The 16,896-nt window shown below is 68.4% G+C and carries 16 protein-coding genes; 6 read left to right on the top strand and 10 right to left on the bottom strand.

All coding sequences use genetic code 11. The annotated features are described in order from the left end of the window. Positions 1 to 9: 9 nt before the first annotated feature. Positions 10 to 738 carry an Rv1363c family protein gene (locus BST44_RS23705; RefSeq protein ID WP_142274667.1) on the top strand — a complete coding sequence of 243 codons (729 nt, stop codon included), beginning with the start codon at positions 10 to 12 and terminating at the stop codon, positions 736 to 738. Next, a complete protein-coding gene (locus BST44_RS23710) occupies positions 738 to 1,502 on the top strand; it encodes a mannan-binding family protein (RefSeq protein WP_142274668.1) in 765 nt (254 codons plus the stop codon). Before BST44_RS23705 ends, BST44_RS23710 begins: the two co-directional genes overlap by 1 nt. 104 nt (positions 1,503 to 1,606) lie before the next feature. Here the strand turns inward: BST44_RS23710 and metH are convergent, their stop codons facing one another. Continuing rightward, complete coding sequence (gene metH / locus BST44_RS23715; RefSeq protein WP_083179509.1) at positions 1,607 to 5,362, bottom strand: methionine synthase; 3,756 nt, start codon at positions 5,360 to 5,362, stop codon at positions 1,607 to 1,609. A 574-nt stretch (positions 5,363 to 5,936) separates the two neighbouring features. On the opposite strand from metH, the gene BST44_RS23720 reads away from it, so the two are divergent. Beyond that, positions 5,937 to 6,827 carry a PAC2 family protein gene (locus tag BST44_RS23720; RefSeq protein WP_208619877.1) on the top strand — a complete coding sequence of 297 codons (891 nt, stop codon included), beginning with the start codon at positions 5,937 to 5,939 and terminating at the stop codon, positions 6,825 to 6,827. Here the strand turns inward: BST44_RS23720 and BST44_RS23725 are convergent. The 7 genes from BST44_RS23725 to BST44_RS23755 all read right to left on the bottom strand — a co-directional run bounded on the left by BST44_RS23725 (position 6,824) and on the right by BST44_RS23755 (position 12,609). Next, complete coding sequence (locus tag BST44_RS23725) at positions 6,824 to 7,705, bottom strand: SDR family oxidoreductase (RefSeq protein WP_083179497.1); 882 nt, start codon at positions 7,703 to 7,705, stop codon at positions 6,824 to 6,826. The two genes, BST44_RS23720 and BST44_RS23725, sit on opposite strands and share 4 nt — an antisense overlap. Positions 7,706 to 7,738: 33 nt before the next feature. Beyond that, positions 7,739 to 8,986, bottom strand: coding sequence for a cysteine--1-D-myo-inosityl 2-amino-2-deoxy-alpha-D-glucopyranoside ligase (gene mshC, locus BST44_RS23730; protein WP_083179498.1), 1,248 nt, complete (start codon positions 8,984 to 8,986; stop codon positions 7,739 to 7,741). Between the two features lie 24 nt (positions 8,987 to 9,010). Further along, positions 9,011 to 9,811, bottom strand: a complete 801-nt coding sequence (locus tag BST44_RS23735) for a 3'(2'),5'-bisphosphate nucleotidase CysQ (RefSeq protein WP_083179499.1) — start codon at positions 9,809 to 9,811, stop codon at positions 9,011 to 9,013. 100 nt (positions 9,812 to 9,911) lie between these two features. Then, positions 9,912 to 10,727 carry an SCO1664 family protein gene (locus BST44_RS23740; RefSeq protein ID WP_083179500.1) on the bottom strand — a complete coding sequence of 272 codons (816 nt, stop codon included), beginning with the start codon at positions 10,725 to 10,727 and terminating at the stop codon, positions 9,912 to 9,914. Further along, positions 10,711 to 11,298 carry a DUF3090 domain-containing protein gene (locus BST44_RS23745; protein WP_007170405.1) on the bottom strand — a complete coding sequence of 196 codons (588 nt, stop codon included), beginning with the start codon at positions 11,296 to 11,298 and terminating at the stop codon, positions 10,711 to 10,713. The genes BST44_RS23740 and BST44_RS23745 overlap by 17 nt, the downstream gene beginning before the upstream one ends. Positions 11,299 to 11,361: 63 nt before the next feature. Beyond that, entirely contained in the window at positions 11,362 to 12,138 is a 777-nt protein-coding gene (locus tag BST44_RS23750; RefSeq protein WP_083179501.1) for a histidine phosphatase family protein, read from the bottom strand. A gap of 168 nt (positions 12,139 to 12,306) precedes the next feature. Then, positions 12,307 to 12,609, bottom strand: a complete 303-nt coding sequence (locus tag BST44_RS23755) for a hypothetical protein (RefSeq protein WP_007170407.1) — start codon at positions 12,607 to 12,609, stop codon at positions 12,307 to 12,309. Positions 12,610 to 12,764: 155 nt separating this feature from the next. On the opposite strand from BST44_RS23755, the gene BST44_RS23760 reads away from it, so the two are divergent. The 3 genes from BST44_RS23760 to BST44_RS23770 are packed head-to-tail and all read left to right on the top strand — an operon-like array spanning position 12,765 to position 15,156. Next, a complete protein-coding gene (locus tag BST44_RS23760) occupies positions 12,765 to 13,787 on the top strand; it encodes a YncE family protein (RefSeq protein ID WP_083179502.1) in 1,023 nt (340 codons plus the stop codon). Continuing rightward, on the top strand, positions 13,784 to 14,038 hold the full coding sequence (locus BST44_RS23765; protein ID WP_083179503.1) for a DUF5703 family protein: 255 nt from the start codon (positions 13,784 to 13,786) through the stop codon (positions 14,036 to 14,038). Before BST44_RS23760 ends, BST44_RS23765 begins: the two co-directional genes overlap by 4 nt. Before the next feature lie 26 nt (positions 14,039 to 14,064). Then, entirely contained in the window at positions 14,065 to 15,156 is a 1,092-nt protein-coding gene (locus BST44_RS23770) for a quinone-dependent dihydroorotate dehydrogenase (RefSeq protein ID WP_167380250.1), read from the top strand. On the opposite strand, the gene BST44_RS23775 is transcribed toward BST44_RS23770, so the two are convergent. After that, the gene (locus tag BST44_RS23775) at positions 15,153 to 16,589 is read right to left on the bottom strand and encodes an HNH endonuclease signature motif containing protein (protein WP_083179504.1); all 1,437 of its coding nucleotides are present in this window, start codon (positions 16,587 to 16,589) and stop codon (positions 15,153 to 15,155) included. The two genes, BST44_RS23770 and BST44_RS23775, sit on opposite strands and share 4 nt — an antisense overlap. Beyond that, positions 16,586 to 16,792, bottom strand: coding sequence for a hypothetical protein (locus BST44_RS23780; protein WP_142274670.1), 207 nt, complete (start codon positions 16,790 to 16,792; stop codon positions 16,586 to 16,588). Before BST44_RS23780 ends, BST44_RS23775 begins: the two co-directional genes overlap by 4 nt. Positions 16,793 to 16,896 lie beyond the last annotated feature (104 nt).

Raw genomic sequence — 16,896 nt, forward strand, 5'->3', positions numbered from 1 at the left:
GAGATCATCATGATCGTGACCACCAAGAAGAACCCAAGGGCAAAGGCGCACGCCGACGTGGACACGGACGCCGAGAAGCCACCGGCCGCAACCGAAGACGCCGACGAGGCACGCGTCGAAGAATCCGCACAGGCGGCCGATGAAGCGGCCGACGAAGCTGCCGATGAAGCGGTCGACGAAGCTGCCGATGAAGACAGGGAGGACGAGGGCGGTGCGCTGCTCAAACGCAAGCGTCCCGACGCGGAGCGCCGCAAGCGCCCGTGGAGGCGCAATCTGCGTCGCAGCGTGCTGCCGGCGTTACTCATTGCCTCGCTTGGTGTTTCGGGTTTCCTCGGCTGGCGGCAGTGGCAAGACCATCAGGTCAAGCTGGCCGGCGAACAGGCCCAACAGGCGGCCATCGCCTACGCGCAGGTGCTGACCAGCATCGACTCGAACAAGGTCGACGACAACTTCCGGCAGGTTCTCGATGGCGCGACGGGCGAGTTCAAGGACATGTACACGCAGTCCAGCGTCAAGCTACGGCAACTGCTGATCGACAACAAGGCAACCGCGCACGGGGTGGTGGTGGACTCGGCGATCCAGTCCGAATCCACGAACAAGGTTGTCGTGCTTGTCTTCATCGACCAGACCGTCACCAACACCGCCGCGCCCGACCCGCGCATCGACCGCAGCAGGATCAAGATGACGATGGAAAAGGTCGACGGCCGCTGGCGGGCGAGCAAGGTCCAGCTGCTGTGATGCGCCGGCTCTTCGTGGCAACCGTATTGGCCTTGGCCGCAACGATTCCCAGCACCGCCACCACCCACGCGTCCGCTCAGTCGTTCTGCGGCGAGCTGGGCGGTGACTGGGACGGCCGGTACTGCCACACCTCGGTCACGTCGGAGCGCAACGCCGTGCGCGACATCAAGGTCGCCGTCCCCGACGGCCTCGTCGACGATCCGACCACCGGGCCGGTGGTCCGCGACTACCTGCGCACCCTGGTCAACAACTGGAAGAGCGCCAACGGCAGCATGGCCGCGGACAGCTACGGCGAAGAGAACTTCGAGGTGTTCCGGCACGGCAACCTGCTCAGCGCCGTGTTCCACGAGGACTACCACGCCGACGGACCGAAGTTCAACAACGCCTACCGGACCTTCACCTTCGACATGGCAAGCGGCCGGCGGGTGCGGCTGGCCGACCTGACGACGTCGAATCCATTGACCGCGATTCCCCCACTGGCCCAACCGTTTATCCAAACCGCGCTCGATCAGGCGCCACCGCCGCACGACCCGGGCACCTACCCCTTCGTCGTCGACCGCTGGACGCCGGACAAGGTGTATTCCGGGGCGTACAAGGCGTGGGCGGTGACTCCGGACGAGTTGATCCTGTACATGCCGGACTATCCGGTGGGTCACGACGAACCGATCAACTTCTCCACCGGTCTGCCGCAGTGGTACATGGACGGCGGCACGGTCCAAGCGCACGTCCCGCTGTCGGCGTTGAGTTCGGTGCTGCGCGTGTAGCTTTGCGCCGTCGCGAGCGTGCGCAGGATGCCGCCTTCAACGGCATGTCGGCGCACAGGCACGCTCCCCGCAAGCGGGAGGTGCGCCCAGCTCGCGGTGAGAAGTCAGTCCTCCGGGTTGTAGCCGAGGTTGGGTGCGAGCCAGCGCTCGGCCTCCTGCAGGGTCCAGCCCTTGCGCTTCGCGTAGTCGGCGACCTGGTCCTGGGCCAACCGGCCGACCACGAAGTACTGCGACTGTGGGTGCGAGAAATACCAGCCGCTGACGGCGGCGCCGGGCCACATCGCCATCGACTCGGTCAGCTCGATGCCGGTCCGTTCCCGAACGTCGAGCAACTTCCAGAGCGTCACCTTCTCGGTGTGCTCCGGGCAGGCCGGATAGCCGGGGGCCGGGCGAATCCCCCGGTACTTCTCACCGATGAGTGCCTCGTTGTCCAGCTGCTCGTCGGGCTCGAAGCCCCAGAACTCCTTGCGGACCCGTTGATGCATCCGCTCCGCGAAAGCCTCGGCCAGCCGGTCGGCGATCGACTCCAGCAGGATCGCGTTGTAGTCGTCGTGGGCCGCCTTGAACTCGGCGATCTTCTCCTGGCTGCCCAGCCCCGCGGTGACGGCGAAGGCGCCGACGTAGTCGGCCAGACCGGTGTCCTTGGGCGCGATGTAGTCGCCCAGCGACCGGTTCGGGATGCCGTCCCGGTGCTCGCCCTGCTGGCGCAGGTTGTGCAGCGTGGTCAGCACCTCGGTCCGGGTGTCGTCGGTGTAGACCTCGATGTCTTCGATACCCGAGCCGACCGCGTTCGCGGGGAAGAATCCGATCACCCCGTTGGCGGTCAGCCACTTCTCCTTGATCAGGGTGTCGAGCATCTCCTGGGCGTCGTCGTACAGCTTGCGGGCCGCCTCGCCCGAGGCCGGATTGTTGAGGATGTCGGGGAATCGGCCCTTCATCTCCCAGGCGTTGAAGAACGGCTGCCAGTCGATGTACTCGCGCAGCTCGGCGAGGTCGTAGTCATGAAACTCCCGCACGCCCAGGCCGTGCGCGGGCACCGGCGGCGTGTAGCCGTCCCAGTCGATCGGCGTCCGGTTGGCGCGGGCCTTCTCCAGCGTCAGCATCGGCCGCTCGTTCTTCTGGGAGTGCCGTTCGCGCAGCGATGCGTAATCCTTCTCGGTGGTTTCCAGCAGGGCCGGCCGCTGCTTGTCGTCGAGCAGGGCCGCCGCGACCGGCACGGAACGGGACGCGTCCTTGACCCAGACCACCGGACCGCTGCGACGCGGCGATATCTTGACGGCCGTGTGGGCGCGCGACGTGGTCGCGCCGCCGATCAGCAGCGGGATCTGAAGCCCCTCGCGTTCCATCTCGACGGCGAAGTTGGACATCTCGTCGAGCGAGGGGGTGATCAGCCCGGACAGCCCGATGATGTCGGCGTCGTGCTCCTTGGCCGCGTCCAGGATCTTTTGGGCGGGCACCATCACGCCGAGGTCGATCACCTCGAAGTTGTTGCACTGCAAGACAACTCCGACGATGTTCTTGCCGATGTCGTGGACATCGCCCTTCACGGTCGCCATCACGATGGTGCCGTTGGTGTCCTTGGCTGCGGCTGTCCCGTTCTCGGCCTTCTCCGCCTCGATGAACGGCAGCAGGTACGCGACGGCCTTCTTCATCACCCGGGCCGACTTCACCACCTGCGGCAGGAACATCTTGCCCGAGCCGAAGAGGTCGCCGACGACGTTCATGCCGTCCATCAGCGGGCCCTCGATCACCTCGATCGGGCGCCCACCGGCGGCGGCGATCTCGGCCCGCAACTCCTCGGTGTCGGCGTCGACGTGGGCGTCGATCCCCTTGACCAGCGCGTGCGTGATCCGCTCGCGGACCGGCAGACTGCGCCACTCGGCCGCCTTCGGATCCTCGGTTTTGTCCGTCTTGTTGAACCGCTCGGCGATCTCCAGGAGCCGCTCGGCCGCATCGTCGCGACGGTTCAGGACGACGTCCTCGATCCGGTCCCGCAGCTCGGGGTCGATCGAGTCGTAGGGCACCAGCGCGCCCGCGTTGACGATGCCCATGTCCAGGCCCGCCTTGATGGCGTGGAACAGGAAGACCGCGTGGATCGCCTCGCGGACGGGGTTGTTGCCCCGGAACGAGAACGACACGTTCGAGATACCGCCGGAGATGTGCACGCCCGGCAAGTTCTCCTTGATCCAGGCGCAGGCCTCGATGAAGTCGATGCCGTAGGTCGCGTGCTCCTCGATGCCGGTCGCCAACGCGAAGCAGTTGGGGTCGAAGATGATGTCCTCGGGCGGGAAACCGACCTCTTCGGTCAGGATCCGGTAGGCCCGCCCGCAGATCTCCTTGCGGCGCTCCAGATTGTCGGCCTGACCTTGCTCGTCGAAGGCCATCACGACGACGGCAGCGCCGTACTTGCGGCACAACCGTGCCTCGCGGATGAACTTCTCCTCGCCCTCCTTCATGGAGATCGAGTTGACGATCGGCTTACCCTGCACGTTCTTCAGGCCCGCCTCGATGACCTCCCACTTGGAGGAGTCGATCATCACCGGGACGCGGCTGATGTCCGGCTCGGCCGCGACCAGCTTGGTGAACCGGTCCATCGCGGCGACGCCGTCGATCATGCCCTCGTCCATGTTGATGTCGATGACCTGCGCGCCGACCTCGACCTGCTGCAGGGCCACCGACAGGGCGCTGTCGTAGTCCTCGGCCTTGATCAGGTTGCGGAAGCGGGCGGAGCCGGTGATGTTGGTGCGCTCACCGATGTTCACGAACAGCGAGTCGTCGGTGATGTTGAGCGGTTCGAGGCCCGACAGCCGGGTGGCCACGGCAATGTGCGGCACTTCCCTCGGCCTCAAGCCGTCGACGACCTTGGCAATCTCGGCGATGTGCGGCGGCGCCGTCCCGCAGCACCCACCGACCAGGTTGACCAGGCCGGCCTCGGCGAAGTCGGCGATGTAGGTGGCCTGGCGCTCCGGAGACTCGTCGTACTCGCCGAAGGCGTTGGGCAGGCCCGCGTTGGGGTAGCAGGACACGAACGTGTCCGCGATCCGCGACACCTCCGCGATGTAGGGCCGCATCTCCGGCGCACCCAGCGCACAGTTGAGACCGACCGCGAGCGGCCTCGCGTGCCTGATCGAGTTCCAGAACGCCTCGGTGACCTGGCCGGACAACGTCCGCCCGGAGGCGTCGGTGATGGTGCCCGAAATGATCACCGGCCAACGGCGTCCGCGGTCCTCGAACAGCGTCTCGACGGCGAACACCGCCGCCTTGGCGTTCAGCGAGTCGAAGATCGTCTCGACGATGAGCAGGTCCACCCCCCCGTCAACCAGGCCGTTGGCGGATTCGAGGTAGGCGGCGACCAGCTCGTCGTAGGAGACGTTGCGGGCCCCGGGGTCGTTGACGTCGGGCGAGATCGACGCGGTGCGCGTGGTCGGCCCGATCGCCCCGGCGACGTAGCGGGGCTTATCCGGGGTGCTGTACTCGTCGGCGGCCGCCCGCGCCAGGGCGGCTCCGGCGTAGTTCAGCTCGTAGGCCAGGTCCGCCATGCCGTAGTCGGACAGCGAGATCGCGTTCGCGTTGAACGTGTTGGTCTCCAGGATGTCGGCGCCCGCCTCGAGATACTCGCGGTGGATCCCCTGGATGATCTGCGGCTGCGTCAGGTTGAGCAGGTCGTTGTTGCCCTGCAGAGCGGTCGGCCACTCCGTGAACCGGTCGCCGCGATAGCCGGCCTCATCCGGCCGGTCCCGCTGGATTGCCGTGCCCATCGCGCCGTCGATCACCATGATCCGCTGGCGCAGAGACACCGACAGTTCGTCGGTGCAGTCGGGACGGAGGTTCGGTGCGAAGTCTGACTCAGCGGCGTTCACGTAGTTCCTTCCGTAGCGGAAGGCGTCCTTGACTCTGCCGAGCGTGGCGGATACCGGCGAGGACCGGAACCGTTGCAACGCCTCTCGACGGTGGAAAGTCTACGTCGTCGTCACCCGACGTCTGGACGCCCAACCCGACCCGACCCGCTTGGCGATCGCGGTGCCCTTCGCGCGCCCGCCCGCGGGCCTTGCCGGCGATGTCGTAATCACTTTAGTTACCAAGGTTAACCAGTTTGGAGCCGAGCGTATTTCGTCTCGACCGCGCAGACGTGGTCGTCGGCGCCCCGCAAGCCGGCGCCCATCGCAGCATCGCCGACCACCACAACCGACCACCACAGCCGACCACCACAGCCGACCATCAGACGCTGCGCCGGAGTGGCGAAGGTGCAGGTGTCGTAGCGGTATCGGTCAGCGGTGTCGGTCAGCGGTGTCGGTCAGCGGCAGCCACACCATAAGAGCAGCCACACCACAAGGATAGTCGTCCTATGCAAAGCGCCCGGTGGACCGGACGCCGGTCCAAAGATCGGCTACACCGGCGCCCGAACAATTGGGCCTTAGGCCGTACGCTGAATCTGTGACCCCGCCCGACGGCCCTCCTTTCGGCGAAACCGCACTGCCCGAACTGCACAACACCATCGTCGTGGCGGCGTTCGAGGGATGGAACGACGCCGGTGACGCGGCCAGCGACGCCCTCGAACACCTGGAGGCGATCTGGGAGGCCGACCCGATCCTGGAGATCGATGACGAGGCCTATTACGACTACCAGGTGAATCGGCCCGTCATCCGGCAGGTTGACGGGGTCACCCGGGAACTGGTGTGGCCCGCGATGCGGATCTCGCACTGCCGGCCGCCGGGCAGCGACCGCGACGTCGTGCTGATGCACGGCGTGGAACCCAACATGCGCTGGCGCACCTTCTGCGCCGAGCTGGTCGCCATCGCCGACAAGCTCAACGTCGACACCGTGGTCATCCTGGGCGCCCTGCTGGCAGACACTCCCCACACCCGGCCGGTTCCGGTTTCGGGCGCCGCCTACTCCCCCGAGTCGGCCAAGCGCTTCGGGCTCGAGGAGAGCCGCTACGAGGGCCCGACCGGCATCGCCGGGGTGTTTCAGGACGCCTGCGTGGCCGCCGGGATCCCTGCGGTGACCTTCTGGGCGGCGGTGCCGCACTACGTGTCGCAACCGCCGAACCCGAAGGCGACGGTGGCGCTGCTGCGCCGCGTCGAAGACGTGCTCGACATCGAGGTTCCCCTCGCCGACCTGCCGACGGACGCCGAGGAGTGGGAGCAGGCCATCACCGAGATGGCCGCCGAGGACGAGGACCTGGCCGAATACGTGCTGTCGCTCGAACAGCGCGGCGACGCCGAGGTCGACATGAACGAGGCGCTGGGCAAGATCGACGGCGACGCGCTGGCCGCGGAGTTCGAGCGGTATCTGCGTCGACGGCGGCCCGGGTTCGGCCGCTAGCTCCTCTTGTCCAAGCCCTGGTTGTAGGCGCTGGTGGAGCGCCCGAGCGCGGCGACTTGAGCGTCGAGTTGGGGCAACAATTCCGCGGTCGGTTTGTGCAGGGGCAGCTCCCCGACCGGGGTGGACAGCACCGGCTTGATCCAGCGGAACAGGGCCACCCAGCCCGGGCAGTAGACGCGGCTCCGGCGCCCCTCGATGCCCTTGACGAACGCGTCGGCGCATTTCGCGACGGTGGTCGTCTTGTTCAGCGGCCACGGGAAGCTGGAGAGCAGTTTCCCGAATGCGGGCAGGTCGGCCTCGCTGTCGCGGACCAGGGCGGTGTCGATCCAGGACATGTGCGACGAGCCCACCGTGACGCCGCGGTGGGCGACCTCCAGCCGCAGCGCGTTGGCGAGGATCTCGACGCCGGCCTTCGACGCGTTGTAGGGCGCCAGGCCGGGACAAGCGGCGTAGGCGGCCAGCGACGACACGATCAGCACGTAGCCACGCCTCTCGATCACCGCCGGCAAGGTGGCGCGCACGGTGTGGAAGACACCTAGCACGTTGATGTCCAGCACCCGCTTGAACGCCTCGGGGTCGACCTGCAGCACCGACCCGTAGCTGGCGATGCCGGCGTTGGCCACCACGACGTCGATGCCGCCGAAGCGTTCGACGGCCCGGGCGGCGGCGGCCTGCATGGCCGGCAGGTCCCGCACGTCGGCGACCGCGGTCAGCACGTGTTCCTCGCCGAGTTCGGCGGCCAGCGCGGTCAGCTCGGCGTCGTTGAGGTCGGTCAGCACGAGCTTGGCGCCCTTCTTACGCAGCCGACGCGCGACTTCGGCGCCGATGCCCCGGGCACCACCGGTGATGAAAACGACTTTGTCCTGCAGCGACGTCATGGCCGACAACGTACCGCCTTTACCGCTCCGTGTTCACAGCTCCACGCCGAGCAACGCGTCGATCGCGGCGGCCACCAGCCGCGGCGCGTCGGTGTCGTGGCCGCCGTATTCGAGCGCGTCGGTGGCCCAGCCATCAAGCGCCGCAAGGGCTTTGGGAGTGTTGAGGTCGTCGGCCAGGTACTGGCGAATCCGCGCGACCACGTCGGCGGCGTCCGGGCCGGCGGTCAGCCCGGTCGCGGTGCGCCAGCGTCGCAGGCGGGCGTTCGCCTCGTCGAGCACCTGCGGACTCCAGAACCGGTCCGCGCGGTAGTGGCCGGACAGCAGGCCCAGCCGGATGGCCGCCGGCTCGACGCCTTGCGCCCGCAACGTCGACACCAGCACCAGGTTGCCCCGGCTTTTGGACATTTTGTGCCCGTCCCAGCCGATCATGCCCGCGTGCACGTAGTGCCGGGCGAATCTGCGCTCGCCCCGGACGCATTCGGCATGCGCGGCGGTGAATTCGTGGTGCGGGAAGATCAGGTCGCTACCGCCGCCCTGGATGTCCAGGCCGCTGCCGATGCGGCTGGACGCGATCGCCGCGCACTCGACGTGCCAGCCGGGCCGCCCGTCGCCGAACGGTGACGGCCAGCTGGGCTCCCCCGGGCGCGCGGCCCGCCACAGCAGCGCGTCGAGCTCGTCGGTCTTGCCCGGCCGCTGCGGGTCGCCGCCGCGCTCCCCGAACAGGCGGAGCATCGTTTCGCGGTCGTAGCCGGACTCGTAGCCGAACTGCGGCGTGGCGTCAGCCCGGTAGTAGACGTCCGGGTAATCGCCGTCGATGACGTACGCCGCGCCCGACGCCAGCATCTTCTCGACCAGCTCGACCACCTCGGGGATCGCCTCGGTGGCCGCGACGTACTCGCGCGGTGGGAGGACCCGCAGCGCCGCCATGTCTTCGCGGAAGCGGGCGACCTCGCGATCGCCCAGCTCGCGCCAGTCCACGCCGTCGCGGTCGGCGCGTTCGAACAGCGGATCGTCCACGTCGGTGACGTTCTGCACGTAGTGCACGTCGTGGCCCAGGTCCAGCCACTGCCGGTAGACCAGGTCGAAGGTCAGATAGGTGGCGGCGTGGCCGAGGTGGGTGGAGTCATACGGCGTGATGCCGCAGACGTACATCGTCGCCGCTGAACCAGGACCAGATCCCGGCGCAACCGGGCGCACCTGCCGGTCGGAGGTGTCGTACAGCCGGAGCTCCGGGCCGCGTCCAGGCACCACCGGGACCGGCGGAAAATCCCACGACTGCATGCCCACGACTCTAAACGCGCCGGCTCAGCGCCACGCGTCGCGGATGGCCGCGAGCAGGATCGGCGCGACCTCTGCGCGGCACATGACGAAGTCCGGCAGGTACGGATCGGACTGGTTGTAGCGCATCGGCGAGCCGTCCAGCCGGGAGGCGTGCATGCCCGCGGCCATCACCACCCCGGCCGGCGCCGCCGAGTCCCATTCCCACTGGCCGCCCGCGTGCAGATAGGCGTCCACTTCGCCGTCGATGATGGCCATCGCCTTGGCGCCCGCCGAGCCGATGGCGACCGGCTGGATCGCCAGCGACTGGCGCATGCGATGCAACACGAAGGGCGGCCGGGTGGCGCTGACGGCGATCCGGAGCGTGTGGGGGATGCCGACGCGGGCGGCGTCGGCGGTCACGGTGTCGGTGCGGTACACCGCGTTTCCGCGGGCCGGCAGCGACACCGCGGCGTCGGTGATCTCCCGCTGGCCGTTGGTGGGGTCGCCGGTGGGACGTTGCCACAGCGCGATGTGCACCGCCCAGTCGTCGCGCCCCGGCGTGGAGAACTCGCGGGTGCCGTCCAGGGGGTCGATGATCCATACCCGGTCGCGCTTGAGCCGGACCAGGTCGTCGTAGGCTTCCTCGCTGAGCACCGCGTCGTCGGGCCGCTCGGCGCGCAGCCGCCGCAGGATCAGCTCGTTGGCCAGGCTGTCGCCGGCGTCACCCAGCGCCCACGGATAACCGAAGCCGATCTCGTCGCGCACCTTCAGCAGCAATTCCCCCGCGTCCGCGGCGAGTTCTGCGGCCAGTTCCGCATCGGTCAGCTCGTCCGGGCCCTGGCTCACCGGTCCAGTATCTCCGACGCGTGCGCGGAGCTCGAACCCATGGCGGCGACCGGCCGTCCCCGGCTACGCCGCGCCGGCGATCGCCTCAGGATGCCGGGCCCTAGAAGGCCGGCCAGGGAATGGGCCGGTGCCGGTTCGGTCCCGGCATCACCGGATCGTTCAGCAGCGCGAGCGCGCGCCGGCGCAGCGCCGCGATCTCCGCCCGCGTGATCAGGTCGGACAGCTCGTCGCAAAAAGGGCCGTCGAGCGCCTCGGTGAGCCCGGCCACCGCCTCCAGCATCTTCTCGTCGACGGGCTTGCCCGCCCAGCCCCACAGCACCGTGCGCAGTTTGTTTTCGACATGCAGGCACACCCCGTGGTCGACACCGTAGATGTGGCCCTCTACGTCGCGCAGGACATGGCCGCCCTTGCGGTCGGCGTTGTTGACCAGCACGTCGAAGACCGCCATCCGCCTAAGCCGGATGTCGTCGGCGTGCATCAACACGACCTCGTCGCCGGCGTAGTCGTAGGCCCGCAGCACCGGCAGGTAACCCGGCTGCGGCTGGTTGGCGGGAAACAGGTCGACCAGGTCGGGGCCGGGCCTCGGTTCGGAGTCGGCCGCGTCGCCCGGTTGGTCCACCCAAAGCTGCAGCATGCCCGGGCCGGCCGGGCCGTGCCGAATCACCGTGTAGGGCACGATGTTCCAGCCCAACTGCATCGAGACCAGATACGCCGCCCGTTCGCGGCCGGCCAGCGTTCCGTCGGGAAAGTCCCACAGCGGCGCCTCACCGGAGATCGGCTTGTAGACGCAGTGCACGGTCGTTTCGCCGAGCGCGGACTCGCACAGGAAGGTGGCGTTGCTGGCTGAGCGGATGCGTCCGAGGACGGTCAGCTCGCCGTTCCGCAACACCTCACGGTCGTCAGCCCTCAAGTTCATCGTCAGGCCCGAGCAGCGCGCTGCGCCGATAACCGTTGGCGCGCGCGCAGATATGGCCCTCGGGATCCAACGGTTCGTCGCACAGCGGGCACGGCGGGCGCCCCGCTGAGATGACGCGATTGGAGCGGGTCGCGAACTGCCGCGCCGACTCCGGCGTCAAGAACACCCGCACCGCGTCGGGACCTTCTTCGGTGTCGTCGAGAACTACCGATGCGTCGAATTCGGCATCGGTGACCGCGAGCAGCTCGACCACCACGGTCTGCGCCTCCGAATCCCAGCCCAGCCCCATGGTGCCGACCCGAAACTCGGCGTCGACCGGGGTGATGAGCGGGCTGAGATCCTCGACCTCAGCGGGTTCCGGGGGAACCGGCGTGCCGAACCTGCGATTCACCTCGAGCAGCAGCGCACCGATGCGTTCGGCCAGCACCGCCACCTGCTGCTTCTCCAGCACCACCGACACCACCCGGGAATCGTGCACCGCCTGGATGTAGAAGGTGCGGTTTCCGGGCTGGCCGACGGTCCCGGCCACGAAGCGGTCGGGTGTGCGGAAGACGTGGATTGCGCGGGGCATGGCACCTCCAAAATACCGGCTGTTGCCTTCGCCGTGCGATTCGATTGCCCCGCAACAGCGGAATTAATCCGTCGAGCCGCCGACCACCGCGTCGCCCGACGACACGGCCGCGGCCGGCTGTTCCATTGCGGCCGCCGGGGACTCGCCGTCCTTGTTCGCCTTCGCCTTGTCCTTCGACCCGTCCTGCGACTCGCCCGGGGGCGGCGAGCCGGCCCGCAGCGCCGCCGCCAACTTCGCGCCCGTGTGGTTGACGTGCACCACGAACGGGCGCAGCTCGGTGTAGCGAATCACACTCACCGACGCCGGGTCGGCGGTGACCCGCTGGAAGGAATCCAGATGCATCCCATACGCGTCGGCGACGACCGCCTTGATGACATCGCCGTGCGTGCAGGCCACCCAGAGCACGTCCCCCTCGTGTTCGAGGGCCAGTCGTCGATCGTGCTCCCGGACCGCGGCCACGGCGCGGGCCTGCACCTGCGCCAGCCCCTCCCCGCCGGGGAACACCGCCGCACTCGGGTGGGCCTGCACGACCCGCCATAGCGGCTCACCCGCCAGTTCGGCGAGCTTGCGGCCGGTCCACTCCCCGTAGTCCACCTCGGCGAGCCGATCGTCGATCAACGGCTCCAGGCACAGCGCCTCGGCGAGCGGCTCGACGGTGCGCCGGCAGCGCAGCAGCGGCGAGCTGATCAGCGCCCGGACGGGCAGGTCACCGATGCGGTCGATCAGCCCGGCGGCCTGGTCGCGGCCCTTGTCGTCCAGGTCGACGCCCTCCGACCGGCCGGCCAGGACACCGGCGGTGTTCGAGCTGGACCGACCGTGGCGCAACAAGATGACCGTCATGCCGCGGCGCCCGACCGGGACGTCCGAGACGTTGGGGCAACCACGACCTTGCCCTCGAACGTGACCTCGAACGTGACCTCGAACTTGCCCTCGAACTTGACCACGACCACGACCACGACCGTACCCGGTGCGGGCTTGGGTTATTGACCAGCGCGTGCCGCACGGTGACTAGTGCGAGACCGGCACCGCGTGCGCCACCGAGTCGCGAACCGCGGCGATCAGGCTGCGTTCGTCGGTGAGGTCGATGTCGACCAGGCTGCGGACCGCGGTGGCGACCACCTCTTCGGCCTGGGGAACCGGGCCGGCGAGGCGCGGCCGGTAAATCTCCACGACGAGCGAGCGGTGCTCGATGTGGAAGGAGAAACTGCGCCCATCTCCGACTTGTCCGTAACCACTGGCGAAGATCCCTGTCGAGAAGTCCTCGACAGCAAACTCCTTCTCAGCGATATGCCGGTCAGCGATGACGGCCATGAGCCGACGATACCTCGCCCGTGGGACTTGATGTGGGCGACATGGCGATATTGGATGCGAAGGCGTTCCTTAGATTGGGAAGCCCACCGTCGTTACGCGAAGGAAAATAATTGCTGTCACGGCAGAAGCGTTACCAACCGACAGCTCATCGTGCTGTGCTCAGCCTCGTGCTTTTGCTGGGCGCGGTCGCGGGATGTTCGTCGAATACATTCAAATCCGCCCCGCCCACCATCGAACCGGCCGCGGCGGCCGTGTCTCCCCCGGTGTCGCAGCACCCGGCCGGCCGGGTGCTTCCCCTCCCCGTCCACGCGGCCGCGGCGGCCTTCGACGGTGGCACGCACCAGTTGGCGGTGCTGGCGCCCGGAGCCGACCCGTCGGCTCCGGCCAGCGTCACCGTCTTCGGCGACCCGAGCGCCGCGCCGCGCGTCATCGGCCTTCCCGGGCCCGCGACGGCGTTGAGCGACGACGGCCGCGGCACGCTCTTCCTGGCCACCCGGGGCGGGTATTTCGTGGTCGACCTGCCCGGTGGCCACCCGGGACGGGTGAACGTCACCGACGCGCAGCAGACGGACTTCACCGCGGTCGCCCAACGCGCCGACGGCAAGCTGGTGCTGGGCAGCGCAGACGGGTCCGTCTACACCCTTGGCTCGACGACACCCGGCGCCGTCGCCGGCGCGACCGTCGACAGCCGGAGCAAGATCTTCGCGCGCGTGGATGTGCTTGCCACGCAGGGCAATACGACGGCAGTCCTGGACCGGGGGCAGACCTCGGTGACCGCGATCGGCCCCGACGGTCAGGCCCGGCAGGCGCTGCGGGCGGGCGAAGGCGCGACGACCATGGTCGCGGACCCGTGGGGCCGGATACTGGTCGCCGACACCCGGGGCGGCCAGCTGCTGGTGTACGGCGTCGACCCGCTGATCCTGCGCCAGGCCTATCCGGTGCACCAGGCGCCATACGGCCTGGCCGGCTCCCGCGGGTTGAGCTGGGTAACCCAGACCGCTTCCAATATGGTTATTGGTTACGATCTGTCCACCGGAATTCCCGTCGAAAAGGTGCGTTACCCGACCGTGCAGCAACCGAACTCACTGGCCTTCGACGAAGCGTCAGACACGTTGTACGTGGTGTCGGGGTCCGGTGCGGGGGTCCAGGTCATCGAACACGCGGCGGGTCCGCGTTGACCGCGTCACGCCGAAGTCAGTTGCCCGCCGGCTGGGACACCGAATTGTCCGACGAATACGAGTGGGTGCCGCTACGCCTGCCGCCCGAGGTGACCCGCGTGAGCGCGTCCATCCGGCTGTCCATCGAGGCCGAATACCGCGGCTGGGAGCTGACCCGGGTGCGGCTGTACACCGACGGCAGCAGACGAGTGTTGTTGCGCCGCAAGAAGTCTCGCCTGGACAACCGGCAGCCCGACCAGCCACAACTGTGACGGCAACCCCACCGCCCGAAGGTCTGTTGTACGGCCTCCTGCGACGGCTGTTCTTCTTGGTGCCGCCCGAGCGCATCCACACAATCGTGTTCGCGGTGCTACGCGGCGCCACCGTGCTCGGCTTCAAACGGCGGCTGCTGCACCGGCTGCTCGGCCCCAGCGATCCGGCGCTGGCCAGCTCGGTGTTCGGGGTGCGTTTCCCGGGTCCGCTCGGGCTGGCCGCCGGGTTCGACAAGGACGGCAAGGGGTTGATGACCTGGGGCGCCCTGGGGTTCGGGTACGCCGAGGTGGGGACCGTCACCGCGAACGCGCAGCCCGGCAACCCGCTCCCGCGGATGTTCCGGCTGCCCGCCGACCGCGCGTTGCTGAACCGGATGGGCTTCAACAACCTCGGGGCGGGCGCGCTGGCGGTGCAGCTGGCGCGGCACCGACCCGACATCCCGATCGGGGTGAACATCGGCAAGACCAAAACCACGCCGGCCGCGGACGCCGTCGACGACTACCGGGCCAGCGCCCGACTGGTCGGTCCGCTGGCGTCCTACCTGGTGGTCAACGTCAGCTCGCCGAACACGCCCGGGCTGCGCGACCTGCAGGCCGTCGAGTCGCTGCGGCCCATCTTGTCGGCCGTCCTCGCCGAGGCCGCCGTCACCTCCACACCGGTGCTGGTGAAGATCGCGCCCGACCTATCCGACACCGACCTCGACGACGTCGCCGACCTGGCCGCCGAGCTGGGCCTGGCCGGGATCGTCGCCACCAACACCACCGTGTCGCGTGACGGCCTGAAGACGCCCGGGGTCGACGCGCTGGGACCCGGCGGCATCTCCGGGCCGCCGGTGGCGCGGCGCGCCACCGAGGTGTTGCGCCGGCTCTATGCCCGGGTGGGTGATCGGCTGGTGCTGATCAGCGTCGGCGGCATCGAAACGGCCGACGACGCCTGGGAGCGGATCACCGCGGGCGCGTCGCTGCTGCAGGGCTATACCGGCTTCATCTACGGAGGAGGCTTGTGGCCCAAGCGGATTCACGACGGCATCGCGCGCCGGCTGCGCGAGGGGGGGTTCGCCTCACTCAGCGATGCGGTCGGCTCGGCGGCGCCCAAGCCCGGCGGGGCTTCGGGCTAAGCCGCCCCCGCCTCGTTGCCGTCTTCGTGGTCTTCGTGGTCTTCGTGGTCTTCGTGGTCTTCGTGGTCTTCGTGGTCTTCGTCGTCGTCTTCTTGGGCCAGGATTTTTTCGGGGTGGTGAAAATTGTTGGTGCGTGGCTGCCCGCGATCGTGGTGCGGTGGCGGGATCCAGTCGGTGTCGCCGTTGGCGCGTTTTCGGGTGGTCCAGCCCTTCTCGAGAAGCCGGTGATGCGGTCCGCAGGCCAGGGTGAGCTGATCGATGTCGGTGCGGTAGGTGCTGGCCCAGCCTTCGACGTGGTGGACTTCGCATAAGTAGCCGGGCACATCACAACCGGGATGGGAACAACCACGATCCTTTGCGTACAACATGATTCGTTGCCCGGGTGAGGCCAGTCGCTTGGCGTGATACAGCGCCACCGGTTTGGCGTTGTCGAAGACGGCCAGGTAGTGATGCGCGTGGCGGGCCAGGCGGATCACGTCGGACATCGGCAAGATGGTGCCCCCGCCGGTAAAGCCCTTACCCGCGGCGGCTTCCAGCTCGGTCAACGTGGTCGTCACCACGATGGATGCCGGCAATCCGTTGTGCCGGCCGAGGTCGCCGCTGGCCAGCATCGCGCGCAGGGCGGCGTTGAGGCCATCGTGATTGCGCTGGGCCGGGCTGCGGCTGTCCCGCTGCACGGCGTCGTCGGGCGGGGCGCCGTCGATGACCGGCGCCTCGTCGTCGGGGTTGCACATCCCGGGCGCGGCGAGCTTGGCCAGCACCGCCTCCCACGTCGCGCGCGCCTCGGGCGTTAGCCACCCGCTCAGCTTCGACATGCCGTCGCTGTCTTGGTTGCTTAGCACCAGCCCGCGCGCCCGTGCCCGGTCGGCATCGGTGTAGTTGCCGTCGGGATTGAGGCAGTCCATCAGGTGGCGGGCGAGCTTGACGAGTTGGTCGGGGCGATAGCGCCGGGCCTCGGCCGCCAGGTGCTTCTCGGCGTGCTCACGGGTATCGATGTCGACCGATTCCGGCAGCTGGCGGAACAGCCGCCGGATCACCGCCACGTGCTCGGCGCCGATCGCCCCGTCGCGCTGGGCCGCCGCGGTGGCGGGCAGCACCGGCGCCAGCGCCTCCCCCGAGAGCGCCCGGCGCGGGCCCAGCTCGGCGGCCTCAGCGATACGCCGGCTGGCCCCGCCGCGAGTGATGTGCAGCCGATCAGCCAACGCCCAGGACAGCTTGCCGCCCAACTCGGCCGGATCCGCCTGCTCACCAAGCTGATTGATGAGCTGATGACTCGGCGTCTGCAGCTTGCGCGTGACACCTTCGAGCGTCTCCAACAACCCCAACCGTTCCGGAGTGGTCAGCGCCGCATACGAATGACCCTGAAAACGCGCAGCCGCAGCGCACAACGCCTCGGCATCGGCCTGGATCTGCTCACGGTCCGTGAAAGTCATCCGCGCCGCCCAACCGGCCGCCCAAACGGGCTGGAAAACTCATAGAGGAGCGCATCGAGCCGTCCCAACGAAAACGCGTACCTGTCCAGGGCGGCGACGAGCTCAATAGGCGTCAGCGAATCGATGGACGCAATGAGCAGATCTTGCGCCGCCTCGAACCGATCAAGCAGGGCGTCCATACGGTAAGCATCAATCGAACGCATGTTCGGATGCTACGTCGGGCCACCGACCGCGTTGACTCGTCAGAAATGCGCGCGAAAGGGTGGGTCGTTGCCTCACCGGAAATGCGCGCGTACGCCCAGTGGAT

Source organism: Mycobacterium scrofulaceum (assembly GCF_002086735.1).
Lineage (GTDB): Bacteria > Actinomycetota > Actinomycetes > Mycobacteriales > Mycobacteriaceae > Mycobacterium > Mycobacterium scrofulaceum.